This is a genomic window from Streptomyces asoensis (assembly GCF_016860545.1).
Taxonomy (GTDB): Bacteria; Actinomycetota; Actinomycetes; order Streptomycetales; family Streptomycetaceae; genus Streptomyces; species Streptomyces asoensis.
Genome location: NZ_BNEB01000001.1, coordinates 601,318 through 624,321 on the forward strand (window position 1 = coordinate 601,318; position 23,004 = coordinate 624,321).

The window sequence follows — 23,004 nt, forward strand, 5'->3', positions numbered from 1 at the left end:
CCCCCCTGGGCGGCGGCGCAGGCTCGACGGCGTGACCGAAACCATCATCACCACCCCAGCCGCCGCGCGGACGGCCGCGGCACCCCGCGCGCTCGGCCGGCTCGGGCTGTTCACCGTTCTGCTCGCCGCGGCACTCCCTCTGATCGACTTCTTCATCGTCAACGTCGCCCTGCCCTCGATGGGCCGGGACCTGGCCGCGAGCGAGTCCGTGCTCGAACTCGTCGTCGCCGGGTACGGGCTCGCGTACGCCGTGCTGCTCGTGCTGGGCGGACGGCTCGGCGACCTGTTCGGCCGCCGCCGGCTCTTCCTGGGCGGCATGGCGGCCTTCGGTCTGACCTCGCTGGCCTGCGGGCTCGCCCCCGACGCCTGGTCGCTGGTCGCGGCACGCGTCGCGCAGGGCGCCTCGGCCGCCGCGATGGTCCCGCAGGTGCTCGCCACCATCCAGTCGTCCACCGAGGGGCCGCGCCGCGCCAGGGCGATGAGCCTGTACGGCGCCACCGCCGGCCTGTCCATGGTCGCGGGCCAGATCCTGGGCGGCGTGCTGGTCGCGGCGGACCTCGCCGGGAGCGGCTGGCGGTCCGTGTTCCTGGTGAACGTACCCGTCGTGGTCGTCGGGCTGGTCCTCGCCGTCAGGTCCGTCCCGGAGACGCGTTCGCCGCGTCCCGAGCCCGTGGACGGACCCGGCACCGTGCTCCTCGCCGCTGCCCTGCTCACGCTGCTCGCCCCGCTCACCGAGGGCCGGGCGGCGGGCTGGCCGCTGTGGACGTGGCTCTCGCTGGCCGCGTTCCCGCTGGTGGCGGGCGCCTTCGTCGCGGTGGAACGGCGGGCCGACCGGCAGGGCCGTACCCCGCTGGTGCCGCCGAGCCTGTTCGCGCTGACCCCGTTGCGGCGCGGGCTGACGCTCATGGTGCCGTTCTCGATCGGCTTCAGCGGCTTCATGTTCGTCATCGCCGTGGCGTTGCAGAGCGGGGCGGGCCTCGGGCCGGTGCCGGCCGGTCTCGCGCTCGCGCCGATGGCCCTGGCGTTCTTCCTGGTCTCCCTGGCCGGGCCGCGGCTGGTCGCCCGGTTCGGGACACGGGTGGTCACGGCGGGCTCGGCCCTCCAGGCCCTGGGCGTCGTGCTCCTGCTGCTGGCAGTGCGCGCCGACTGGCCGGACCTCGGTCTCGTGGCGCTGCTGCCGGGCGCTGCGGTCGCCGGTGCGGGTCAGGCGCTGCAACTGCCCGTCGTGATGCGGATCGTGATGTCCGAGGTGCCGCCCGCCCGGGCCGGGGTGGGCAGCGGTGTGATGGTGACCACCCAGCAGACCTCGCTGGCGCTGGGCGTGGCCACCCTCGGCACCCTGTTCCTCTCCCTGGTCCCGGGGATGGGCATGCGGGACGCCCTGGTCGTCACGCTGGCCGTGCAGCTGGGCGGGGTCGTGGTGACCGGGCTGCTGAGCCTGCGGCTGCCGCGCACGGTGGGCTGACTGCGGCGTCCCGGTCCGGGCACGCAAGGGCACGGACACGGGCACGGGCACGGCACGGCTCGGTGAACCCGGCGGGCGGGAGCCCCCGTTGATGTTGGTATTGCTGCACACTCCTTGCCAGCCGGGATTCGGGGAGGCGTCGTGCCGGAGATCAACGCGAGCAAGGTGAGCCGCTGGGACGGGCACGGGCGCGAGCATGTCGTCAGGGTCCGGCGCACGGGCGTGCAGCGCACCATCAGCTGCGACACGTGCGGCTGGCGCCAGGGGGCCCAGTTCCTGCCCTGGCTGAAGGCGCAGGAGCACCTCGCGCAGGCCCACCAGGCGACGGTGGACCCCACGGAGGGCCGCGACCCCCACTGACCCGCCCGCCGTCGACGACGGCCCCGCTCACGCGGGCCGCGGGCCGGCTCCCGGCTCCGCCGGTGCGCGGCCCCGCCCGGTGTGCGCCCGCGGCCCGGGTTTCGGGCGGAAGCACTTCTCGACCTCGGTGAACTCCCGCTCGTAGGCGTACCCGCCGTCCGGGATCGCGTCGCGCAGGAATCCGAGGTCGGAGGGGCGGAGCAGGCCGAAGGCGTTGTCGGGCAGGAGGACGAGGAGCTCCGCCGTACGGGCGGCCAGCCAGTCGTCGAGGCCCAACTCCCTGGCCAGGCGGAGCAGTTCGATGACGGCGAAGGGGTGGCAGGCGGCGATGACCGGGAGGACGGGATCGTCGACGCACGCGTCGAAGACGCCGACGAGCCGGTCGCGTCCCCGGCGGTGGAGCGTGCCGAGGAAGGCTGCGGAGCGGCCCGCCCGGGTCAGCCGCACCAGCATGACCGGGTCGGTCAGCGGGTCCTGGAGGGCGTACGCCTGGAGCGCGGCGACCTCCGCGCCGAGGGCCCGGTCCCCGCGTCCCAGCACGCGCTCCACGCAGACCGCCACGGCAGCCCGCGACGAACCGGCACCGACCCTCTCCAGGCATTCGTTCAGATGCCCGATCACGGTGTGGAGTTCGTCGTCGGACATCCCGTCGGCGTCGTGGCCGAGCCGCTGGCACACCGCCTCGAGGACGAGGTCCGCCTCGCCCGCGGGCAGGGCGAGGACGGCGTTCAGGCATCTGACGTAGAGATCGGGCAGCAGCGCGTCGTCGTACACGTCGCGCGCGAGCAGGGCCGCCAGCGCCTGGCCCGCCGAGCGCAGGTGTCCGTCCCGGTCGGCGCCGTGCGTACGCAGCGCGCTGGGGAGCCGGTGCAGGAGGGGATGCACGACGTCGAGCAGGAGTTCCGCGTCGCGCTCCCCGCCGAACATCACCCGGCGCGCCACGTTCGGCACGTCGTCCTCCGCCCCCGCGTCCACGGTGAGCGGGGCGGACCCGCCGGTGTCCGCGAACCCGAGGGGCCAGCCGAGGTCGTGCTGCACGAACGGCACGCGCCCGGTGCCGAGGCGCAGGTCGGGGCGGGGCCCGCCGCCGGAGCCGCCCGCCGCCGCCCGCCACACCCGCTCCGGACGCAGCAGGGACGTGTACACGTCCCACGACTCCCGCGACAGCTGGGACTGCCACAGCAGCGTCTGCCGGCGCCACCGGTCGACGAGGTCGTCGGCGCCCAGGAAGTCGGACGCGTGGAGTCCGGCCCCGGCCCCGGCCGCCGCGAGCACCCCGATCAGCAGCAGGTTCGCGCCGTAGACGGCGTCACGGTACGCCCTCGTCTGCCGGGTGGGCGCGTACGCGTGGGGCCGGCGGTGGGGCGCCTCCCAGGGGATCCCGGCGAAGAGCCCGGCCAGCAGGCGGGGCAGGGCCTCGCGCTGCCCGGGCGGCTCCCAGCCGGAGATCATGTCGGCGAGGTTCTGCACGATCTGGCCCCGGTCGGTGAGCGGGGTGAAGGAGAGCAGGGCGTACAGGTCGGCGTCGTCGGGGGGCTCCTGAGCACCCTCGGGCCGGGCCGGCAGATCGCGCAGCGCCCGTTCGACGAGCCGCGCGGTCAGGTGCTCGCCGAAGGTGGCGTGCATGAACTCATAGCTGCGCAGCCGCTGTTCGGCGACCACGGCCTGGGCCTCGTGGACGAAGAAGAAGCGGCCGAAGAGCAGTTCGTCGCCGGTGGCGCCGTCCGCCAGCGTCCGCAGGTCCTCCTCGGCCTGTCCGCCCGTGATGGCCTGCGCACCCCGCTGGAACATCCCGAGGGCGATCACCGAGAGCCGGTGCAACTCGGCCCGGACCGCTCCCTGTTCGACGGTGACGGGCAGTGGACCGTCCTTGACGAGCTGGCGGCGGACGAAGGTCGTGAGCAGCCGGTCGTACAGCTCGGTACGGCTGATGTCCTCGTCGCGCAGCCGGCGCAGGGAGTTCGCGTCCGCGTCGTACAGCGCGAGCATGAGCAGCAGGAGCGGGTGCGCCGCCAGGTCGCGGTGCGGGGCGAGCACGTCGGGGGTGAGCGGGCGCAGCCCGCGCCGTTCCAGGTAGGCCAGGTTCGTCGCGTTCCAGGCGGTGAGCCAGCGCTCGACCTCCGACGTGTCGAACGGCTCCAGCCGCACCACCTGGCTCTGCTGCGAGATCTCCGCGCGGGCCGCCACGACGGTACGGCTCGTCACGATCACGGCGAGCGGCCGCCCGGCCTCCGCCTCGCGGCGCTGGAACCACTCGACGTCGCGGAGGTAGGCCCATTGCATCGCCGAGTCGAGTCTTTGGGCTCCCGCCTGGAGCAGTTCGTCGAAGCCGTCGAGGAGGACGACCGGGATCGCGCCCGGTTCCCGCTCGGCCCAGTCGGGCCAGGTCCCGGACCGCCCGGTGGCGCGCCGCAGCGCGTGCTCGAGCTGGGTCTGGATGTCGGCGTCGGCGGGCGTGTGCCGCAGTTCCACGCGGAGCGGGCGGAACTCGGTGGCCGGGAGCCGGGCCGTCAGCAGCTTGGTGAGCAGCGACTTGCCCGCCCCGGGGTGGCCGAGCACGATCAGCGGCGCGAGCAGCGCGGGCAGGCCGAGGAGGTGGGCGGCGAGGAAGCGTTCGAGGTCCTCGTGGCACGGGCGTTCCTGCCACCACTTGTCGGAGGCGGCACCCTGCTGGAGGCCGTCGCCACCGGGCCCGGCCAGCCGGTAGCGGGGGTTGACGTATCCGTCCGCCAGGCTGGGCAGGCCGGGCCCCCGGACGTCGAGGGTGGTGATCGGCCCGTCCAGCAGCGGGCGGGCGGAGGGCGGCGGGTCGGGCCGGCCGGCGAAGCGGGCCAGCAGCGCGCCGAGACCGGCGAGTCCGGTGTGCCCGCCGGCGAGGTCGCACGGCAGCCCGGCCGCCACGGCGAACTCGGGGCAGTCGGCCGCGAGGGGGGCGGCGAGTGCCCGGTAGGCGTCGAGGACCGCCCGGTCGTGGGGGGCTTCGATCCTGGCGAGGTCGATGTTCTCGCGCAGGGCCGGGTCGGCCGGGAGCGGGGGCAGGCCGTCCGGCGTCCCGGGGTGTGCGGGCCAGCCGTACGCCCGGGCCGCGCCGCCGACGACCGACCGTCTGCCGCCGTGCACGAAGGGCTGGACGCCGCTGCCGGCCGCCGCCACCGAGGCGAGCGCCACGCGCGCGGCCTGGAGCAGCGCGGCCCGGTGCACGCCGTGCGCCGCCCGCACCCGCTCGGGGAACCGGTCCAGCAGGACGCCCAGAGCATGGTGCTGCTCGGCCTCGTTGGCCAGGAGCTTCTTCATGGCGTACGCCAGGTCGTCGTCGCCGTGGGCGAGGACGAGCACCGCGCGGGAGGCGTCCATCACGGTGGCGGCGAAGACGTCGGTCGTCTCGGGGAGTTCGGCAGGCGTGACCGTCCGCGCGGAGGCGGCGGGAGGGTGCGGCCCCGGGACGGCGTCCGGGCGCGGCGGGCGGGACTCGAAGGTCCACACCAGCCCTTCCAACCGGCTCTTCCACCATCGCGCGTCCAGCCGTACGCCGGGGGGCGGTGGGGCCGAGGTCCCGTACCGCCGCGCGCACAGGTCCACGATCCCGCCCACCACGGTCCAGTCGGGAGGTGTGCGCCGCCGGCCGTTGAGGAGTTCGCTGACCGAGGGCCGGCTCAGGCCCAGGGACTCGGCGATGTCCTTCTGCGTGACCGGGCACATCCGCACCAGCCGGTTCAATTCGGCGCAGAAGTCCGCTACGGGTCCCGTGGGTGGTGCGGTCAACTCCCCCACTCCTTCGGCGAGGTTCGGCGGACTTCCCCGAGCGTACGGCCTGACCTGCGGGTCACACCGGGAGTTCGGAAGAGGTCGGGATCGCCGCACGGTACGGCCGGGACGCGCGATGGTCGTGACACCGGAACCGGTCACGATCGCCGTCACCGGACGACACCGCTCCTCACTTCACCTCGCCGGAGGAAACGCCATGACGCTCACGTCCCTCCCCCTGCTCCCGTTCCTCCTGGTCTTCACCGCGCTCTACGCCGGCGTCGTCCTCCCCGCGGTCTGGTCGCGCAGGGCCGTTCGGCGGGAGGCGGCGCTGCGGGTGCTCAGCCGGTTGCTCGGGGCTGTGCGGCCGGGGCGTCGAGGTCGCTGACCAGGTCGCGCAGCACGGGGCCGTACGCGGGGTGCGCCAGGGCGTGGGCGAACTGGGCGACCAGGTAGTCGGCCGGGTTGCCGGTGTCGTACCAGCGGCCCTGGATGACCTGGCCGTAGACCGCCCGGCCGCGGGCGTAGGCGTTGATGGCGTCGGTCAGGTAGATCTCGCCGGTCCGGTGCTCGTACCAGCGGCGGGTCTGCTCGCGCAGTTCGTCGATGATGCCGGGGGTGACGACATAGCCGCCGATGGCCGCGTACGACGACGGCGCCCGGGCCGGGTCGGGTTTCTCGACGAGGCCGGTGATGCGCAGCGTCCCGTCGCCGAGGTCCTCCTTGACGACGGGGACGCCGTAGCGCTGGGAGTCGGCCGGGTCCATCGGCAGCAGAGCGAGCACCGGGCAGCCGGTCTGCTCGTAGGCGCGGATCAGCTGCTGCGCCCGGGGGGTCGCGGCGACGAAGACGTCGTCGGGCCACAGGACGAGGACCGGCTCGTCGCCGAAGGACCGGGCGGCGTTCAGCACGGGGGTGCCGTTGCCGTACGGGCCGTGCTGGTCCAGGTAGGTGATGTGACCCCGGCGGGCCAGGTCGGCCACCTCCTGGACGGCGTCCGCGTAGGCGTCCTTGCCGTCGGCGCGCAGCTGCTCGACCAGGGCGGGGTTGGGCCGGAAGTGGTCCTGGATCAGGCTCTTGCCGCCGGAGACCACGATGGTGATGTCGGTGATGCCCGAGTCCACCAGCTCGCGGACGGTGTGTTCGATCACCGGCTTGTCGCCGACCGGGAGCATCTCCTTGGGGATCGCCTTGGTCAGCGGCAGCAGCCGGGAGCCCAGGCCCGCGGCGGGGATCACGGCCCGTCGGATCGTCGGGGGCATCAGCTCGCCCTCCCGAGGCCGCGCAGCAGCAGGTCCACGAGGGCCGTGAAGTCCTCCTGCGCTCCCGGCCGCTCCCACACCCGGTGGTAGCCGGGGTCGTGGAAGCGGCCGGTGGCGTGGAAGACGGCGGTGGCGGTGGTCGCCGGGTCGGCGGCCGTGAAGGCGCCGGACGCCACGCCGGCCTCGATGATCCGGGTCAGCTGGCCGGTGAGGTCGGCGAGGTGCTCCTCGACCACCTCGCCGGTCTCCCCGGTCAGCACCATGTACGTGGCGAACAGCTCGGGGTCGTCACCGGCCTTGCGGCGCTTGGCCTCGAAGAGGGCCGCGAGCCAGTCGCGCAGCCGGGTCCCCGGGGCGCGCGACTCGTCGGCGGTGATGGCGGACAGGGTCTCGGACGTACGGTCCAGCCACCGTTTCGTGACCGCCGCCCGCAGCGCCGCCTTGGTGCGGAAGTGCCGGTAGACGCTGCCGTGGCTGACGCCGAGCGCGCGGGCCACGTCGACCACGGTGGCCTTGGCCGGGCCGTGGCGGCGCAGCACGTCCTCGGTCGCCTCGAGGATGCGCTCGGCGGTCAGGGTCTCGGTGGTCGGTGACATGTTCAGACCGTACCTGGAGGTGAGGTCAGCGCTCGCTGTCGAGGTGGGCCATCGCGGCGGCCGAGTAGCGCTCACCGGCGGCCGCGTCGGCCGGGACGGCGTCCTCGATCGCGGCGAGGTCCGCGGCGTCCAGGACGACGTCCAGCGCGCCCAGTGACTCCGCCAGCCGCTCCCTGGTCCGGGCGCCGACCAGCGGCACGATGTCCTCGCCCTGGGCCAGCACCCAGGCGATCGCGATCTGCGCGACCGAGGCGCCCTTCTGCTCGGCGATCTTCCGCAGGGCCTCCACCAGGTCCAGGTTGTGGCGGAGGTTGTCTCCCTGGAAGCGGGGCGAGTGGGCGCGGAAGTCGTTCGCGGCGAGCTTGCGCTCGGCGGTGAAGTGCCCGGAGATCAGCCCGCGCGACAACACGCCGTACGCCGTGACGGAGATCCCCAGCTCCCGGGTGACGGGCAGGATCGACTTCTCGATGCCTCGCGAGATCAGCGCGTACTCGATCTGGAGGTCGGCGATCGGCGCGGTGGCGGCGGCCCTGCGGATCGTCGCGGCGCCGACCTCGCTGAGGCCGATGTGCCGGACGTACCCCTTCTCGACCAGTTCGGCGATCGCGCCGACCGTCTCCTCGATCGGCACGTCGGGGTCGAGCCGGGCGATGCGGTAGACGTCGATGTGGTCGACGCCGAGGCGCTGGAGGGAGTAGGCGGCGAAGTTCTTCACGGCCGCCGGCCGGCCGTCGTAGCCGCTCCAGCCGCCGTCCGGGTCGCGCAGGGCGCCGAACTTCACGCTGACCAGGGCCTGTTCGCGCCGGGCGGCGGGAGCGGTGCGCAGGGCTTCGCCGATCAGCAGTTCGTTGTGGCCCATGCCGTAGAAGTCGCCGGTGTCCAGGAGGGTCACACCGGCTTCGAGTGCCGCGTGGATCGTCGCGATCCCCTCGGTCCGGTCCGCGTCGCCGTACAGCGCGGACATGCCCATGCAGCCGAGGCCGAGGGCGGAGACCTGGGGACCGGTGGTGCCGAGGGAACGGGTTCGCATCGTCATGCGTACCAGCCTCGCACGACACCTGACAGATTTCAATATCTGTCAGCTGTAATTCGTCATCCGGGGCATCCCGCGTCCCCCTCTCCCGGGCTCCGCCAGGTCGACGGGCCGGTCACACCGAGGACAATGAGAGGTGTCGGTGCGCAGTCACCCCGGCGGCGCCTGCCGCCGACCGAGCGGCCCCTCGCGCCGCCATGGAGGCTGCCATGAGCATCCGCATCGCCACCTTCAACACGGAGAACCTCTTCCGCCGGCCCACGGCCTTCCGCGTCGAGGACCCGGCGAAGCGCGAGGAGATCCTGGACGACTTCGCCACGCTGACCGCCCTCCTCGACCAGAGCGTGTACACGGCGGACGACAAGACGAAGATCGCCGGTATCGTCGAGAAGCACCGGGCGTACGACATCGACCCGAAGGACCCGCCGCCGATCTACGTGAACCAGTCACGTCCGGGCAAGGACTCGGGGCTGTTCAAGACGACGGGGACGGGGAAGGGCACCCGTGTCGAGGTCACCGCCAAGGGCCGTTCCACGTGGGCCGGCTGGGCCGAACTGGGGCAGGACGACTTCGAGATGAACGTGGTCCGCAACACCGGCCGCGTGGTCTCGGAGGTCGACGCCGACATCCTGCTCACCGTGGAGGTCGAGGACCGTCTCACCCTGGAGCGGTTCAACACCCAGGTGCTGGCCGGGGCGCTCGGCCGGCGGCCCTACCCCTACGCCCTGCTGATCGACGGCAACGACCCCCGGGGCATCGACATCGGCATCCTCAGCCGGCACCCGGTCACGTCGGTGCGCACCCACCTCTTCGACAACGACCCGGACCGCCCGGACCTGCGCCTCTTCAGCCGCGACTGCCCCGAGTTCGAGATCCAGCTCGACGGGACGCCCCTGGTGCTCCTCGGCAACCACCTGAAGAGCAAGTTCCAGGACAACCCCGCCCTGCGGCTGGCCCAGGCGAAGCGGGTGGCGGAGATCTACCGGGCCGCCCTGGAGCGCACCCCGCACGTCGTCGTCGCCGGGGACTTCAACGACCACCCGGACAGCGACGCGGCCACGGCCCTGCGGGACACCGGACTGCGGGACGTGATGAGTCACCGCGCGTACCGCGGCCTGCCCGGCACGCACGGGGACTGCAAGAGCGAGGAGGACAAGCTCGACTACGTGCTGCTCTCGCCCGAGCTGTGGCCGTCGGTCCAGCACGTCGGGCTGGAGACCCGCGGCCTCTTCGCGAAGGACGTCAAGTCCTTCGACACGGTGACCTCCAAGGGCACGGCGGCCTCCGACCACGCGGCCCTCTACGTGGACGTCGACCTGTAGGCGCGCACGAAGTGGCCCCAGGCCCGGGGCCCGAACACCAGCACACCCCGTCCGGGATCCTTGCTGTCCCGGACGGGAACGAGGGGGGTCACGCCGTCGGCGACCTCGAGGCAATTACCGCCGTCCGAGTTGCTGTAGCTGCTCTTGCGCCACGACGCACCGCTCAGTTCGATGGCTCGCACGCCACTTCCTCCAGCACTCGCAGGATGAACGTCCGCGACTCGGCAGGGCCCAGCGCCAGGTCACGCACCGCATCATAAGTGCGGTGCAGGCGTTCAACCTTGCTTGCTTCCTCGACCAGTTCACCTCGCACGTCATTTTCCGTATAGGCCACCGTACGGCCGTCCGGCAGCCGCAGGAACATGGAGTCGGTGCTGTCGAGGCCGTGCAGTCCGCTGCCGAACGGCAACACGTGCAAGGTGATGTTCGGCAGCTCCGCAGCAGCCGCAAGATGCTCCAACTGCCCACGCCACTCCCGGGAATCACGCAGCGCGTTGCGCAGCACCGTCTCGGAGAGGATCACGCGGAACGGTGGCGCTTGCCCTTCGTCCAGCACCTTGCGTCGTCCCACACGCGCCTCCACCTGCTGTTCCAGCTCCCCTCCCTCCAGGCCACCGGCCGCAAGCGCCTCACGCGCGTACCCAGGGGTCTGGAGCAACCCCGGTGGCCTGCTGACCGAGTACTGCCAGAGGCTCACCGCCTCCGCCTCCAATGTCATGTACCGCCGGTACTGCTCCTTGAACTGGGACGGGTCGGCCATCGCCAGCTCCCACAGGGTGAGCAGCATCGGGGTCGTGCCGTAGTGCTGGTCCAGCGCCTCCACGATCTCCGGGCCCCCGAGGCTCTGGCCGCCCTCCATCTTCCCGAAGGTCGACGCGCTCCAGCCCAGCACCGCTTCCAGCTGCCGCAGGCTGTCCCCCTTGTCGGTCCGCAGCAGGCGCAGTTCCTCGGCGAAGCGCCGCCGGGGCTCCTGGCTGCGTCCCGTGATCACCCGCCTCGACGGCATCTCACCCCTCCGGAATTTGTGGAATTTGCGCCGCCCGGCGTCGCGTGGTGCCACGTGGACGGTGTGCCGTCCTCGACCACGGGTCATCCTGACGACGACCCCCACCACGCAGAGTAGCCCAACGGTCACAATTAGTATGTTAGTTGGGTGAAAGGAGCGAAAGACATGCGTGACACCCAGCACCAGCCGGGCGCCCTGTTCTACGACCCCGCCGCGGACAAGGTCGGCGAGTACCAGGACCGGTCCGGGCCCTACGCGATGCTGCGGCCCGTCGGCGGCGGCCGCGAGTGGCAGGCCGACCCGGCGACGCTGCGCCCGGCGACCGCCGAGGAGCGGCTGAGCGCGGGCGTGCGGGCGGCGAACCGGCGTGCCCGCACGGACGCGCCGTTCCTGGTCGGTATCGGCACGCCCCGTCCGCCGGCGCCCGAGCCGGACTGCGCCGAGTGCGCGGACCTGGCGTCACGCAGGGAGAGCGCCCGCGCCACGCACGACTACAGCGCCGAGACGGACGCGAACGTGCTGCTGCGCGGTCACCGGGAACGGGAACACCGGGAATGACGAGTGCCGGGCCCCTCGGAAGGGACCCGGCACTCGTCAGGCGGTGAAGAGGGGACGCTAGGTCAGCAGCCGATCAGACGGCCGGCGAGGTAGCCCTCGATCTGGTCGAGCGAGACCCGCTCCTGCTTCATCGTGTCCCGCTCGCGGACGGTGACCGCGTTGTCGTCCAGGGTGTCGAAGTCGACGGTCACGCAGTACGGCGTACCGATCTCGTCCTGGCGGCGGTAGCGGCGGCCGATGGCGCCGGCGTCGTCGAACTCGATGTTCCAGTTCTGGCGCAGCGCGGCGGCGAGGCCCTTGGCCTTCGGCGACAGCTCGGGGTTGCGGGAGAGGGGCAGGACCGCGACCTTGACCGGCGCGAGGCGGTGGTCGAGGCGCAGAACGGTCCGCTTCTCCAGCTTGCCCTTGGCGTTCGGCGCCTCGTCCTCGACGTAGGCGTCGAGGAGGAACGCCAGCATCGCGCGGCCGACACCGGCCGCGGGCTCGATGACGTACGGCGTCCAGCGCTCGCCGGCCTCCTGGTCGAAGTAGGAGAGGTCCTGGCCGGAGGCCTTGGCGTGGGCGGAGAGGTCGTAGTCGGTGCGGTTGGCGACACCCTCCAGCTCGCCCCACTCGTTGCCGCCGAACTGGAAGCGGTACTCGATGTCAGCGGTGCGCTTGGAGTAGTGGGAGAGCTTCTCCTTCGGGTGGTCGTACCACCGCATGTTCTCCTCGCGCAGGCCCAGGCCGGTGTACCAGTTCCAGCGCTGCTCCATCCAGTACTCCTGCCACTTCTCGTCCTCGCCCGGCTTGACGAAGAACTCCATCTCCATCTGCTCGAACTCGCGGGTGCGGAAGATGAAGTTGCCGGGCGTGATCTCGTTGCGGAAGGACTTGCCCATCTGCGCGATGCCGAACGGCGGCTTGCGGCGCGAAGTGGTCTGCACCTGGGCGAAGTTGGTGAAGATGCCCTGGGCGGTCTCGGGGCGCAGGTAGGCGATGGAGCCGGTGTCCTGCGTGGGACCGAGGTGGGTGGAGAGCAGGCCCGAGAACTGCTTGGGCTCGGTGAACTGGCCCTTGTTGCCGCAGTTGGGGCAGTTCACGTCCGCCAGGCCGTTGGCCGGCGGGCGGTTGTGCTTGGCCTCGTACGCCTCTTCCAGGTGGTCCGCGCGGAACCGCTTGTGGCAGGAGGTGCACTCGGTCAGCGGGTCGGAGAAGGTGGCGACGTGACCGGAGGCGACCCAGACCTCGGGGGCCAGGATGACGGACGAGTCGATACCGACCACGTCCTCGCGCGCCGTCACCATGTAGCGCCACCACTGACGCTTCAGGTTCTCCTTGAGCTCGACACCCAGCGGTCCGTAGTCCCAGGCGGCGCGCTGGCCGCCGTAGATCTCACTACAGGGGAATACGAAGCCACGGCGCTTGCTCAGGCTGACGATGGTGTCGATCTTGTCGGCGGCCACGGTGCTCTCTTCATAACGACGACGGGCGACGAAGCGAGGTGCTTCCAGCGAAGACTTCAGGGTACCGGCGGGGACTCCCCCTCAACCAAATCGGGACCACGTTCCCGGGGGCCATACCGCAGCCCTTCGGGCTTACCGGTCCCTTAAGCCGCCCTCACCCGACGCCTTGTTGACAACGGTTTCCATATTTGTTGAAAATGACTGTCATGAACGTACGACGACGCCTCATATCCGGCACCGCGGTCGCGGCGGCCACCGCCCTCGGCCTCGCCACCCTCTCCGCCTGCTCCTCCGACAGCGCGGCCGCGGCCAACACGGACAAGTTCGACGTCGTCGCGTCGTTCTACCCGATGGCCTTCCTCGCCGAGCGGATAGGCGGCGACCACGTGCACGTCACCAGCCTCACCGAACCCGGCCAGGAACCGCACGACCTGGAGATCAGCGCCAAGCAGACCGCCGCGCTCCAGGAATCCGACGCGGTGCTCTACCTCAAGAACCTCCAGCCCTCCGTCGACGACGCGGTGGCCCAGTCCGAGGTCAAGACCAAGATCGACGCCGCCTCCCTCACCACGCTGGAGAAGCACGGCAACGAGGTCGGCGGCCACGCGGCCGAGCACGACGACCACGAGAACGAGGAGCTCGCCGGCCTCGACCCGCACATCTGGCTGGACCCGGTGCGCTACTCCCAGGTCGCCGAGGGCGTCGGCAAGGCCTTCGAGAAGGCGGACCCCGACCACGCGGCCGACTACCGGACGAACACCGCGGCCCTCGTGAAGGAACTCGGAGCCCTGAACACGGAGTTCGTCAACGGGCTGGCCCGCACGAAGACCAAGGTGTTCGTCACCACCCACGCCGCTTTCGGCTACCTCGCCGAGCGCTACGGCCTGACCGAGGAGTCGATCAGCGGCCTCGACCCCGAGTCGGAGCCCAGCGCGGCGCGCGTGAAGGAGCTTGAGAAGATGGCCGAGGCCGACGGCGTCACGACCGTGTTCTACGAGACGCTCGTCAGCGACAAGACCGCGAAGACGATCGCCTCCGACGCGAACCTCAGGACCGACGTCCTCGACCCGATCGAGGGCATCACGGAGAAGTCCAGGGGCAAGGACTACTTCTCGGTCCAGCAGGCGAACCTCAAGGCGCTCCAGACGGCCCTGGGTACCAAGTGATCTCTACGGAGGGCGTCATGGACGCGAGCGTCACCGACGCGAAGACCGGGTCCGTCCCGTCGGGACCCCGCTCGGGATCCGTCCCGACGGAGTCCGTCATCGCGCTGCGCGGGGTCCGCGCGGAACTGGGCTCGCGGCCCGTGCTGCGGGGCATCGACCTCACCGTGCGGCGCGGTGAGGTGGTGGCCCTGCTCGGCGCGAACGGCTCGGGCAAGTCCACCGCCGTGCGCAGCGTGATCGGCCAGGTCGCGGTCAGCGCCGGGGAGATCGAGCTGTTCGGCACCCCGCGCCGCCGGTTCCGGGACTGGGCGCGGATCGGGTACGTCCCGCAGCGCACCACGGCCGCCGGCGGGGTCCCGGCCACGGTGACGGAGGTGGTCTCCTCGGGCCGCCTCTCCCGCACCCGCTTCGGCGTCTTCCGCAAGGCCGACCGGGAGGCCGTACGGCACGCCCTGGACCTCGTGGGCATGGCCGACCGGGCCAAGGACAGCGTCGACGCCCTCTCCGGCGGGCAGCACCAGCGCGTGCTCATCGCCCGCGCGCTGGCCGCGGAACCCGAACTGCTGATCATGGACGAGCCGATGGCGGGCGTCGACCTGGCCAGCCAGGAGGTCCTGGCGCGGACGCTGGAGAAGCAGGTCGCGGCCGGCACGACGGTCCTGCTCGTGCTGCACGAGCTGGGTCCCCTGGAGCCGCTGATCGACCGGGCGGTCGTCCTGCGCGACGGCTGCGTCCTGCACGACGGCCCGCCCACCCCGGCCGTCGGCCAGCACGCCTTGCCCGGCCACGACCACGTACACCCCCACGCGCCCGCCGGCGCCGAGACGATCCGCACGGGACTGCTGAGCTGATGGACCTCCTGAACTACGCCTTCATGCAGCGGGCCCTGCTCGCCGCCGTCCTGGTCGGCATCACAGCCCCCGCCGTCGGCATCTACCTCGTCCAGCGCCGGCAGGCCCTCATGGGCGACGGTATCGGCCATGTGGCGATGACCGGCGTCGGTCTGGGCTTCCTGCTCTCCTGGTCCCCGGTATGGATGGCGACGGCCGTCTCCGTCCTCGGCGCGGTGATCATGGAACTGATCCGCTGGTACGGCAGGACCCGCGGCGACATCGCCCTCGCCATGCTCTTCTACGGCGGCATGGCCGGCGGCGTGATGTTCATCAACCTCGCGCCGAGCGGGTCGAACGCCAACCTGACGTCGTACCTCTTCGGGTCGCTGTCGACCGTCTCCGAGTCGGACGTCACGGCCATCTGCCTGCTCGCGGCCTTCGTGGTCGCCGTCACGGTGGGCCTGCGCCGCCAGCTCTTCGCGGTCAGCCAGGACGAGGAGTTCGCCCGGGTGACCGGCCTGCCCGTGCGCGCGCTGAACCTGCTGACCGCGGTCACGGCGGCGGTCACCGTCACGGTGGCAATGCGCGTGGTCGGCCTGCTGCTGGTGTCGGCGCTGATGGTGGTCCCGGTGGCCGCGGCCCAGCAGCTCAGCCGCAGCTTCGCCGCCACCTTCGCGATCGCCGTCGCGATCGGCGTGACGGTGACCATCGGCGGCACCGTCACCTCCTACTACCAGGACGTCCCGCCCGGTGCGACGATCGTCCTGCTGACCATCGCCGCGTTCCTCGCGCTGGGCGTGCTGGCCGCTCCGCTGGCCCGCCGCCGCGCCCGGGCGCTGGCCGCGGCACACCCCGGGGGCGACCCGGCGGAGTGCACGATTCCGGCCACCCGGTCCCCGGGTGAGGAAGTCGGCGTCTGACCGCGCACAGCCGGTGCTGGCACAATGGCCCGGCAAGCCGCAGACGTGAGGAGGCAACGGTGACCACCGCTGGACCGCCCGTGAAGGGCCGTTCCACCCGGCAGCGTGCCGCCGTGGCGGCCGCGCTCGACGAGGTCGACGAGTTCCGCAGCGCCCAGGATCTGCACGACATGCTCAAGCACAAGGGCGACTCGGTGGGCCTGACCACGGTCTACCGCACCCTCCAGTCCCTCGCCGACGCGGGCGAGGTCGACGTCCTGCGCACCTCCGAGGGCGAGTCCGTGTACCGCCGGTGCTCCACCGGCGAGCACCACCACCACCTCGTCTGCCGCGTCTGCGGCAAGGCCGTGGAGGTGGAGGGCCCGGCGGTGGAGAAGTGGGCCGAGGCGATCGCCGCGGAACACGGCTACGTGAACGTGGCCCACACGGTGGAGATCTTCGGCACCTGCGCGGACTGCGCGAACGCCTCCGCCGGCTGAGCCGCCGCGCGCCCGCGTGGCCGCTCAGCCGCGCGGACTACGCGCCGGCCTCCGGACCCGGAGTCTTCCCCTCCATGGCAAGCAGTTCCTCGTTGGTGACCGCGCCGCCGAAACGGCGGTCGCGGGAGGCGAACTCCACGCACGCCCGCCACAGGTCCCGGCGGTCGAAGTCCGGCCACAGCACGTCCTGGAAGACCAGCTCCGCGTACGCGCTCTGCCAGAGCAGGTAGTTGGAGGTGCGCTGCTCGCCGCTCGGCCGCAGGAACAGGTCGACGTCCGGCATGTCCGGGTAGTACAGGTACTTGGCGAGGGTCTTCTCGGTGACCTTGGACGGGTCGAGACGCCCCGCCTTCACGTCCTCGGCGAGCGCCTGCGCCGCGTCCGCGATCTCCGCCCGGCCGCCGTAGTTCATGCAGAAGTACAGGGTGAGGCGGTCGTTGTCCTTGGTCTGCTCCTGGGCGACCTGGAGCTCCTTGGCGACCGACTTCCACAGCTTGGGCATCCGGCCCACCCAGCGCACCCGGATGCCGAGCTCGTCGAGCTGGTCACGGGTCTTGCGGATGAAGTCCCGGTTGAAGTTCATCAGGAAGCGGACCTCGTCGGGCGAGCGCTTCCAGTTCTCGGTGGAGAAGGCGTACAGCGAGATGTTGCGCACGCCCATCTCGACCGCGCCCTGGAGCACGTCGAGGACCTGCTCGGCGCCGACCTTGTGCCCCTCGGTGCGCGGCAGCCCGCGCTCCTTGGCCCAGCGGCCGTTGCCGTCCATGACGATCGCCACATGCTCGGGGACCAGCTCGCCCGGGAGCTTCGGCGGGCGCGCGCCGGACGGGTGCGGCTCCGGCGTCCTGTACTCGCGACGCTGCCGCCCCAGGAACCCGCGTACGACCATGTGCCTCTCGTCTCCTCTGAGTCTCGCTCGGTTATTTCTCTACGTACCGGAGGGAGCGCAGGCCGCGCTCCAGGTGCCAGTGCAGATAGGCGGACACCAGCCCGCTGCCCTCGCGGACGTGGCGCGGCTCGCACGCGTCCGCCGTCTCCCAGTCTCCCGTGAGCAGCGCGCCCAGCAGGACCAGGGTCTGCGGAGAGGGTACGACGCTGCCGGCCACCCGGCAGTCGGCGCAGACGGAGCCGCCGGCCGCGACGGAGAAGAACCGGTTGGGTCCCGGCATTCCGCACCTGGCGCAGTCGCCGAAACTGGGGGCGTACCCGTTCACGGCCAGGGACCGCAGCAGGAACGCGTCGAGGACCAGGTGCGGGGCGTGCTCACCGCGGGCCAGCGTCCGCAGCGCTCCGACGAGCAGCAGGTACTGCTGCACGGCCGGTTCGCCCTCGTGGTCGGTGAACCGCTCGGCGGTCTCCAGCATGGCCGTCCCGGCGGTGTACCGGGCGTAGTCCGTCACGATGCCGCCGCCGTACGCGGCGATGATCTCGCTCTGGGTGCACAGCGGCAGACCACGGCCGACCAGTTCGCTGCTGCCCCGCGCGAAGAACTGCACGTCGACGTGGGAGAAGGGTTCGAGGCGGGCGCCGAACTTGGACTTCGTCCGCCGCACGCCCCGTGCGACGGCCCGCACCCGGCCGTGGCCGCGGGTCAGCAGCGTGATGATGCGGTCGGCCTCGCCGAGCTTCTGGGTCCGCAGGACGATGCCGTCGTCCCGGAAGAGACTCATCGCACACCGCCGCGGGCGGTGGCGGCCGGCCGGTCCGGGCGGGCCCGCGGCGCGGCGCGGTCCGCCGCACCCGGCCGCCGGGTGGGGGGCACGATGCCGTCGTCGCGGAACAGGCTCATGCGCCCATTCTCGCCTACGCCGAAGGGGTGGTGTGCCCCCCGCCGGGAACCGCCGGGCCGTGGGCCCGACCGGTGGCCCGACCGGTGGCCCGGGCAACCGCCGGGGGCCGTGGGGCGTCCGTGACAGGAGAGAGCATGATCCTCGACGAACGGAGAGAACGATCTCGAGCTCGCACCTTTCCCCCTTAACCACCCTTCCTTCCCATTCCACCCTTTCCATGGATTCCGCCCCGTCCGCCTCCCCCGCGCCCTCCCGTCGCGCCCTGCTGGCGGCCGGTGCGGGCGCCACGGCCGTCCTGCTCGGGGCGGCGGGCACCGCCGCGGCGGGCACCGACCCGGTCACCGCGCGGCTGCGCGAGCTGGAGACGGCACACGGGGCCCGCCTCGGGGTGTTCGGTCACAACGTCCGCACCCGGCGGTCGGTCCGCTACCGGGCCGACGAGCGCTTCCCGGTCTGCTCGCTGTTCAAGGTCCTGGCGGTGGCGGCCGTCCTGCGGGACCTGCCCGAGGGCACGCTGGACCGCCGCGTGTTCTGGGCCGACGCGGACGTGGTGGAGAACTCCCCGGTCACCCAGCTGGAGGAGAACGTCGCCAACGGCCTGACGATCGCCGAGCTGGCCGCGGCGGCCATCCGGCGCAGCGACAACACGGCCGGCAACCTGCTCCTGCGCGAGATCGGCGGCCCCGCCGGGCTCACCCGCTTCGCCCGCTCCGTCGGCGACCGCGTCACCCGCCTCGACCGCTGGGAGCCGGACCTCAACTCGGCCGAACCGGACCGGATCACGGACATCACGAGCCCGGCCGCGATCGGCCGCACCTACGGCCGGCTCGTCCTCGGCGACGCGCTCGCCGCCGGGGACCGCCGGCGCCTGACCGAGTGGATGCTCGGCACGGTGACCAGCGCCAACCGCTTCCGGACCGGACTCCCTCCGACCTGGACGGTCGCCGACAAGACGGGCGGCGGCTGGTACGGCGCCAACAACGACGCCGGAGTCGCCTGGACCCCGGACGGCGCCCCCGTCGTCCTGGTGGTCCAGCTGACCAAGCCGGACCGGGAGGCGGCCTACGACAACGAACTGATCGTGGAGACGGCGAAGCTGCTGGCGCAGACGCTGGGTTAGGGACACCCCCTAGGCGCCGTTGGGCCCGAGCCGGACGCTGTCCGGGGTGCCGTTCGGCGAGGCACCCCGGGCGGCGGCCTCCCACAGCTGGTCGAAGCGGCGGATCAGCGGCTGGACCTCGTCGGCCCGGGCGTTCACCGTGGTCGACGTGTTCACGCTCAGCTGGTCGGCGTGGATCTCGTACGTCAGCACGCCGTCGAAGACGATGCAGTCGATCATCTTGCCGCGGCGCAGATAGAGCGGGAGCGCCTCCAGGGCCACCACCTGGACCTGGATGCCCATCTCCCGCTGCTCGGCGCAGATCGGCTCCAGGGCGGCCAGTTCCTCGGGCTGTTTCACGATGAACAGGCGCCGGACGCGGATCTGCCGCTCGAGGATCGCCTCGCGCTGGGCGGTCAGATAGCGTCCGGCCGGTTCGGTGTTCCAGAACCCGTCGTCGACGACGGTGGTGCTGATGGCGTCGATGCTGGTCCGCGCGCACTTGGTGAGCGTGAGGAGCCAGTCGTGGTTCTCGCCCGCGCACTCGGCGCTGAGGTTGGTGAAGTCCTCCATCTGCGCGGCGAGCCGGTCGATCTCCGCGTGGGCGAACCCGTGCAGGATCTCGGGGCCCATGGAGACGACCTTCGTGGCGTGCTCGGCGAGCCGGGGCACCCCGTCGCCGCGCAGCTTCTCCACCTCGGTGAAGAGCTTCGTCGCCTCGCCTATGTCGGCGAACCGCTTGTCCACCGACTCCCTGAGTTCGGCCAGCTGGCTCACGAAGGACGCCAGGAACTGGACGATCAGCACGATGCCGCCGCACAGCACCGAGAGCACGAGCTGCCACGGACCGTCCTCGTCGGACGGTCCGACGACATTGGTGAGCAGGAAGACGACGCCGCCCGCCACCACGGTGATCAGGATCTTCTGCGTCACATGCCGGGCACCCTCGCCGTCGCGGATCCGGTCACCCCGGACGTACGAGTTCGTCGGTGCATTCATCTCTCTTTCTCCCCCCGTCGGGATCGTGCGCGAGCAGGTGTAGTGATGCCGTCAGGACCGGGCCGGCGCGTCGCCCCGGATGAGGTTCTGGAGGGCCAGCTGGTCCCGGATGCGCTGTGCCATGGTGTTCCACTGCCTGCTGAACCCGGGGTGCCGCTCCAGCTCCTCCCAGAGCGGGCTCAGGGCGCGGTCCAGGCGCGCCCGGGGCATCCACAGGTGCAGCAGGTGGTCGACGAGCGGACGCAGGACCTTCAGCGCGGCCGCCTGGTTCTCGGAGCCGGGCGGCAGGCCGTCGAGCTTGTCGCCGACGGTCGTCAGCAGCCAGTCGTGCAGGGCCAGGTCCTCGCAGAGCGCGGCCGCCGCCAGGGGCGTGGTGCCCCGGGGCAGCCGGAGTTCGGCGATCCGCAGTCCCGAGCCGAGTTCGGTGAGGAGCGCCGAGGCCGGCTCGCCGTCGCCGGCGGGCGAGGCGGTCCAGCGCAGGCTGGTGTCGGTCGTGGTGAGCGGGGCGTCGTGGTCCAGGAGGTCGTGGCGGGAGATCCTCGCCAGCAGGCTCTCGGCGATCGAGCCGACGTCCAGCCGGTCCTGCTGGTGTCCGGTCAGGAAGCCCTCGGTGACCGACTTGCCGGGCAGCCGGCCGACCGGGACCAGAAGCCCGGGCCGGACCAGGTAGTACCCCCAGGGCCGGCGCCGATCGGGCCCCTCGGCCGGGGCGGAGAAGTACGCGGTCGACTGGAGAACGCGGCCTTCGACGAGCCCCGCGTGGGCCGTCACGGTGCCCACCGCGCGGACCTTGGCCCCGGTGGCGGTGGGCAGCAGGCAGTCGACGCCGGTGAGGACGCCGGGCGAGCAGGCGTGCCGGTTGGGGCGCCGGGAGGTCCGTACGGGTTCGTCGGCGCGCAGCCCCAGCAGCCGCACGGCGGTCGGTTCGTCCACCGCCCTGCGGTGGGGCAGCAGGCAGGTGCGCACCTCCCCGCAGGCGAGGACCGGACCGGAGGTCGTGCCCAGGCCGCCCATGTCACAGCCCCGGCGGGAACACGTAGGACGTGCGGTCCACGACGCCCGCGGGCACCGGGAAGCCCTCGCCGGCGGACCGCTCGGCGACCTGCGCGAGCGCCTCGGCCTCGACGTGGACCTGGTCGAGGATGACGCGTACGGCGTGTTCGACGGGCAGGAACCGGGACGGCAGGACGCTACAGGTGGCGTAGGCGGTGAAGGGCGTCGCGGAGGGGTTGAGCCGCAGGACCGGCGGCAGCGCGTCCCAGTCCGCGGGGAACGTGCCGTCCTCCCACCGCACGGGGGTCAGCACGGCGGCGCCGTTGTGCCGCAGCAGCCCGAGCCGGACGAGCTGCCAGACAGCCGCGAGGAAGGCGCAGGACCAGGTGCGGCCGTCCTCGGGGCCGTTCCACAGTTCGACGTCGAGGAAGACGGAGTGGCCGCGGGCCTCGGTCTCGCTGGGCGGCTGCCAGACGCCGGTGGCGTCGAGGGCGGCGGAGGTGCGCTGCGAGGGCGTGCGGCGGCCGTTGGTGAGCCAGCCGGTGCGGCCGACGGGCGGGCGGAAGCCGTTGCTGCCGGGCGGCGGGGACTCCACCAGCCGGTGCAGGACGGACTCGGCGAGCACGGCCCGGTCGCGGTGGCGGGAGCCGTCGGCCGCGGGGCCGGCGCAGCCCGACTCGCGGGCCAGGTAGTCGATGGTCAGCCCGGCCTCGGCGGCCGCCTCCAGCAGGGGCGGGATCAGTTCGGCGGGGGTGGACAGCCGGGAGAAGTAGTCGTCGATCAGGAAGCAGGTGCTGATCCGGGGCCGGCGGCCCGGCGCGAGCGGGCCGAGGCCTGCCCGGGCGGCCTCCACCCAGGGCCGTACGGCGGCGAAGTGCCGGCGCAGCCTGGTGGGCCCCTCGGCGAAGTCCTCCATGTACAAGTGGCCCAATTCCAGGGAGAGATGGGAGAAGGGCACGGATTCGGTGCGCGGGTCGGCGCTGCTCTCCCGGAATGCGGTGCCCGGCCCTTTCACAACTGCCCCCAGAACTTGTCGTCGGTCAGCCGCTGCGCGAGGTCTCCGATGGCCTGCCAGGTCTCGTTGTTGGCGATCCGGCGGTCGTGCACGTCCTCGTCGGTGATGAGGCGTTCCTGCCACTGGAGCACGGGTTCCAGGGGAATGGACGCCAGCACCCTGGTCCTGCCGATGCCCCGGCCGGCCGCGAGTTCCTCGAGTTCCTTGTCGCACTGCCGCATCCACGCGTATTGCGCGGGCGACACCTGGGACCACAACGGCGACTCCAGATCGGGAACGGCGGCGCGGACGAACCGGATGGCGCCGCCGAGCGCGTCCGGCGGGTGTCCGAAGGCCGTACCGGCTTGCACGATGCCCTGTTTGCCGAATACGAGTTCGGCCGCCGCCATGACGTGCTGGCGGGTCCACCGGTGATAGACGAGCCAGCGGTTCTTCAGGCGGCCGAGCCCGCCGCGCGGTGAGGTGGCGGCGAGGGCCAGGTCCATCGCATAACTGCGTCCGGCGCTCAGGTCGACGATGATGAGGTCGAATTCGCGTTTCAGCCGCAGCACGAGGTCCACACAGCGGTGCAGGTTCTCCTCGTCGGTGACGAATTCCCCGCCCGTGCGGTCGCCCGGCAGCAGCACCAGCCGTCCGGAGCCGCTGGGCCGGCCGCGCAGGACCGGGTGTTCGGTGCGCGCCCAGACGTCGACCCGCAGCGGCTCGCCGGTCTTGCCCTTCAGATAGGAGTGCAGCCCGCGCCCCTCGGCCTCGGAGAGGACGTCGGGCAGGTCGAAGACGGCGGCGGCGGTGGGCGAGCCGAAGTCGAAGTCCAGGTAGCAGACGTCGTCCCCGTCCAGGGCGCGGTGGTAGGCGAGGTTGGCGCTGGTGACGGAGCGGCCGGTGCCTCCCTTGTCGGAGGCGGCGAAGACGAGCACCG

At 72.2% G+C, this 23,004-nt stretch carries 23 protein-coding genes; 9 read left to right on the plus strand and 14 right to left on the minus strand.

All coding sequences use genetic code 11. The features are described from left to right. Window positions 1-31: 31 nt before the first annotated feature. Entirely contained in the window at window positions 32-1,465 is a 1,434-nt protein-coding gene (locus Saso_RS02595; RefSeq protein WP_189917544.1) for an MFS transporter, read from the plus strand. Between the two features lie 141 nt (window positions 1,466-1,606). After that, window positions 1,607-1,825 carry a hypothetical protein gene (locus tag Saso_RS02600; protein ID WP_189917546.1) on the plus strand — a complete coding sequence of 73 codons (219 nt, stop codon included), beginning with the start codon at window positions 1,607-1,609 and terminating at the stop codon, window positions 1,823-1,825. Window positions 1,826-1,852: 27 nt separating this feature from the next. Here Saso_RS02600 and Saso_RS02605 read toward each other — a convergent pair whose 3' ends face one another. From Saso_RS02605 to Saso_RS02620, 4 genes are all read right to left on the minus strand, one after another. Beyond that, window positions 1,853-5,587: a hypothetical protein gene (locus Saso_RS02605; protein WP_189917547.1), complete on the minus strand. Its 3,735-nt coding sequence runs from the start codon at window positions 5,585-5,587 to the stop codon at window positions 1,853-1,855. Between the two features lie 323 nt (window positions 5,588-5,910). Then, entirely contained in the window at window positions 5,911-6,831 is a 921-nt protein-coding gene (locus tag Saso_RS02610) for a UTP--glucose-1-phosphate uridylyltransferase (RefSeq protein WP_189917549.1), read from the minus strand. Then, the gene (locus Saso_RS02615; protein ID WP_189917551.1) at window positions 6,831-7,427 is read right to left on the minus strand and encodes a TetR/AcrR family transcriptional regulator; all 597 of its coding nucleotides are present in this window, start codon (window positions 7,425-7,427) and stop codon (window positions 6,831-6,833) included. The genes Saso_RS02610 and Saso_RS02615 overlap by 1 nt, the downstream gene beginning before the upstream one ends. 25 nt (window positions 7,428-7,452) lie before the next feature. After that, window positions 7,453-8,463 carry an aldo/keto reductase gene (locus tag Saso_RS02620; protein ID WP_189917554.1) on the minus strand — a complete coding sequence of 337 codons (1,011 nt, stop codon included), beginning with the start codon at window positions 8,461-8,463 and terminating at the stop codon, window positions 7,453-7,455. A 206-nt stretch (window positions 8,464-8,669) separates the two neighbouring features. On the opposite strand from Saso_RS02620, the gene Saso_RS02625 reads away from it, so the two are divergent. Next, entirely contained in the window at window positions 8,670-9,782 is a 1,113-nt protein-coding gene (locus tag Saso_RS02625; protein WP_189917556.1) for an endonuclease/exonuclease/phosphatase family protein, read from the plus strand. Here Saso_RS02625 and Saso_RS02630 read toward each other — a convergent pair. Continuing rightward, on the minus strand, window positions 9,761-9,964 hold the full coding sequence (locus tag Saso_RS02630) for a DUF397 domain-containing protein (protein WP_189917558.1): 204 nt from the start codon (window positions 9,962-9,964) through the stop codon (window positions 9,761-9,763). The genes Saso_RS02625 and Saso_RS02630 overlap by 22 nt on opposite strands. Then, on the minus strand, window positions 9,946-10,788 hold the full coding sequence (locus tag Saso_RS02635) for a helix-turn-helix domain-containing protein (RefSeq protein ID WP_189918508.1): 843 nt from the start codon (window positions 10,786-10,788) through the stop codon (window positions 9,946-9,948). The genes Saso_RS02630 and Saso_RS02635 overlap by 19 nt, the downstream gene beginning before the upstream one ends. A 165-nt stretch (window positions 10,789-10,953) precedes the next feature. Here Saso_RS02635 and Saso_RS02640 point away from each other — a divergent pair, with 165 nt between their 5' ends. Further along, on the plus strand, window positions 10,954-11,346 hold the full coding sequence (locus Saso_RS02640; RefSeq protein WP_189917560.1) for a hypothetical protein: 393 nt from the start codon (window positions 10,954-10,956) through the stop codon (window positions 11,344-11,346). 62 nt (window positions 11,347-11,408) lie between these two features. On the opposite strand, the gene Saso_RS02645 is transcribed toward Saso_RS02640, so the two are convergent. Beyond that, on the minus strand, window positions 11,409-12,791 hold the full coding sequence (locus tag Saso_RS02645; RefSeq protein ID WP_189917562.1) for a glycine--tRNA ligase: 1,383 nt from the start codon (window positions 12,789-12,791) through the stop codon (window positions 11,409-11,411). 206 nt (window positions 12,792-12,997) lie between these two features. Here Saso_RS02645 and Saso_RS02650 point away from each other — a divergent pair, with 206 nt between their 5' ends. From Saso_RS02650 to Saso_RS02665, 4 genes are read left to right on the plus strand one after another with little or no spacing between them, the layout of a single operon-like run. Continuing rightward, window positions 12,998-13,957, plus strand: a complete 960-nt coding sequence (locus Saso_RS02650; protein WP_189917564.1) for a metal ABC transporter substrate-binding protein — start codon at window positions 12,998-13,000, stop codon at window positions 13,955-13,957. A 17-nt stretch (window positions 13,958-13,974) separates the two neighbouring features. Further along, entirely contained in the window at window positions 13,975-14,808 is an 834-nt protein-coding gene (locus tag Saso_RS02655) for a metal ABC transporter ATP-binding protein (protein ID WP_229901001.1), read from the plus strand. Then, window positions 14,808-15,710, plus strand: coding sequence for a metal ABC transporter permease (locus tag Saso_RS02660; protein ID WP_189917566.1), 903 nt, complete (start codon window positions 14,808-14,810; stop codon window positions 15,708-15,710). The genes Saso_RS02655 and Saso_RS02660 overlap by 1 nt, the downstream gene beginning before the upstream one ends. Before the next feature lie 59 nt (window positions 15,711-15,769). Next, entirely contained in the window at window positions 15,770-16,189 is a 420-nt protein-coding gene (locus Saso_RS02665; RefSeq protein ID WP_189917568.1) for a Fur family transcriptional regulator, read from the plus strand. Window positions 16,190-16,226: 37 nt separating this feature from the next. Here the strand turns inward: Saso_RS02665 and Saso_RS02670 are convergent, their stop codons facing one another. The 3 genes from Saso_RS02670 to Saso_RS38715 are packed head-to-tail and all read right to left on the minus strand — an operon-like array spanning window position 16,227 to window position 17,978. Further along, window positions 16,227-17,078, minus strand: a complete 852-nt coding sequence (locus tag Saso_RS02670; protein WP_189917570.1) for an isoprenyl transferase — start codon at window positions 17,076-17,078, stop codon at window positions 16,227-16,229. A 31-nt stretch (window positions 17,079-17,109) separates the two neighbouring features. Further along, a complete protein-coding gene (recO, locus tag Saso_RS02675) occupies window positions 17,110-17,859 on the minus strand; it encodes a DNA repair protein RecO (protein WP_189917572.1) in 750 nt (249 codons plus the stop codon). Continuing rightward, on the minus strand, window positions 17,856-17,978 hold the full coding sequence (locus Saso_RS38715) for a hypothetical protein (RefSeq protein WP_267933640.1): 123 nt from the start codon (window positions 17,976-17,978) through the stop codon (window positions 17,856-17,858). The genes recO and Saso_RS38715 overlap by 4 nt, the downstream gene beginning before the upstream one ends. Before the next feature lie 218 nt (window positions 17,979-18,196). Here Saso_RS38715 and bla point away from each other — a divergent pair, with 218 nt between their 5' ends. Further along, window positions 18,197-19,099: a class A beta-lactamase gene (gene bla / locus Saso_RS02680; RefSeq protein WP_189917574.1), complete on the plus strand. Its 903-nt coding sequence runs from the start codon at window positions 18,197-18,199 to the stop codon at window positions 19,097-19,099. A gap of 9 nt (window positions 19,100-19,108) precedes the next feature. Here the strand turns inward: bla and Saso_RS02685 are convergent, their stop codons facing one another. Genes Saso_RS02685 through Saso_RS02700 form a run of 4 tightly spaced genes read right to left on the minus strand, consistent with a single transcriptional unit; the run spans window position 19,109 to window position 23,002 of the window. Then, on the minus strand, window positions 19,109-20,077 hold the full coding sequence (locus tag Saso_RS02685; protein WP_189917576.1) for a hypothetical protein: 969 nt from the start codon (window positions 20,075-20,077) through the stop codon (window positions 19,109-19,111). Window positions 20,078-20,128: 51 nt separating this feature from the next. Continuing rightward, window positions 20,129-21,091, minus strand: a complete 963-nt coding sequence (locus tag Saso_RS02690) for an SCO2521 family protein (protein WP_189917578.1) — start codon at window positions 21,089-21,091, stop codon at window positions 20,129-20,131. A 1-nt stretch (window position 21,092) separates the two neighbouring features. Continuing rightward, complete coding sequence (locus Saso_RS02695; RefSeq protein ID WP_372442398.1) at window positions 21,093-22,097, minus strand: SCO2522 family protein; 1,005 nt, start codon at window positions 22,095-22,097, stop codon at window positions 21,093-21,095. Then, the gene (locus Saso_RS02700; protein ID WP_189918510.1) at window positions 22,082-23,002 is read right to left on the minus strand and encodes an SCO2523 family variant P-loop protein; all 921 of its coding nucleotides are present in this window, start codon (window positions 23,000-23,002) and stop codon (window positions 22,082-22,084) included. Before Saso_RS02700 ends, Saso_RS02695 begins: the two co-directional genes overlap by 16 nt. Window positions 23,003-23,004 lie beyond the last annotated feature (2 nt).

Coding starts and splice junctions, on each gene's coding strand:
- Saso_RS02610 (WP_189917549.1), bottom strand. CDS start 6,831: ATGCCCCCGACGATCCGACGGGCCGTGATCCCCGCCGCGGGCCTGGGC.
- Saso_RS02615 (WP_189917551.1), bottom strand. CDS start 7,427: ATGTCACCGACCACCGAGACCCTGACCGCCGAGCGCATCCTCGAGGCG.
- Saso_RS02620 (WP_189917554.1), bottom strand. CDS start 8,463: ATGACGATGCGAACCCGTTCCCTCGGCACCACCGGTCCCCAGGTCTCC.
- Saso_RS02625 (WP_189917556.1), top strand. CDS start 8,670: ATGAGCATCCGCATCGCCACCTTCAACACGGAGAACCTCTTCCGCCGG.
- Saso_RS02635 (WP_189918508.1), bottom strand. CDS start 10,788: ATGCCGTCGAGGCGGGTGATCACGGGACGCAGCCAGGAGCCCCGGCGG.
- Saso_RS02640 (WP_189917560.1), top strand. CDS start 10,954: ATGCGTGACACCCAGCACCAGCCGGGCGCCCTGTTCTACGACCCCGCC.
- Saso_RS02650 (WP_189917564.1), top strand. CDS start 12,998: ATGAACGTACGACGACGCCTCATATCCGGCACCGCGGTCGCGGCGGCC.
- Saso_RS02655 (WP_229901001.1), top strand. CDS start 13,975: ATGGACGCGAGCGTCACCGACGCGAAGACCGGGTCCGTCCCGTCGGGA.
- Saso_RS02660 (WP_189917566.1), top strand. CDS start 14,808: ATGGACCTCCTGAACTACGCCTTCATGCAGCGGGCCCTGCTCGCCGCC.
- Saso_RS02670 (WP_189917570.1), bottom strand. CDS start 17,078: ATGGTCGTACGCGGGTTCCTGGGGCGGCAGCGTCGCGAGTACAGGACG.
- recO (WP_189917572.1), bottom strand. CDS start 17,859: ATGAGTCTCTTCCGGGACGACGGCATCGTCCTGCGGACCCAGAAGCTC.
- Saso_RS38715 (WP_267933640.1), bottom strand. CDS start 17,978: ATGAGCCTGTTCCGCGACGACGGCATCGTGCCCCCCACCCGGCGGCCG.
- bla (WP_189917574.1), top strand. CDS start 18,197: ATGGATTCCGCCCCGTCCGCCTCCCCCGCGCCCTCCCGTCGCGCCCTG.
- Saso_RS02685 (WP_189917576.1), bottom strand. CDS start 20,077: ATGAATGCACCGACGAACTCGTACGTCCGGGGTGACCGGATCCGCGAC.
- Saso_RS02690 (WP_189917578.1), bottom strand. CDS start 21,091: ATGGGCGGCCTGGGCACGACCTCCGGTCCGGTCCTCGCCTGCGGGGAG.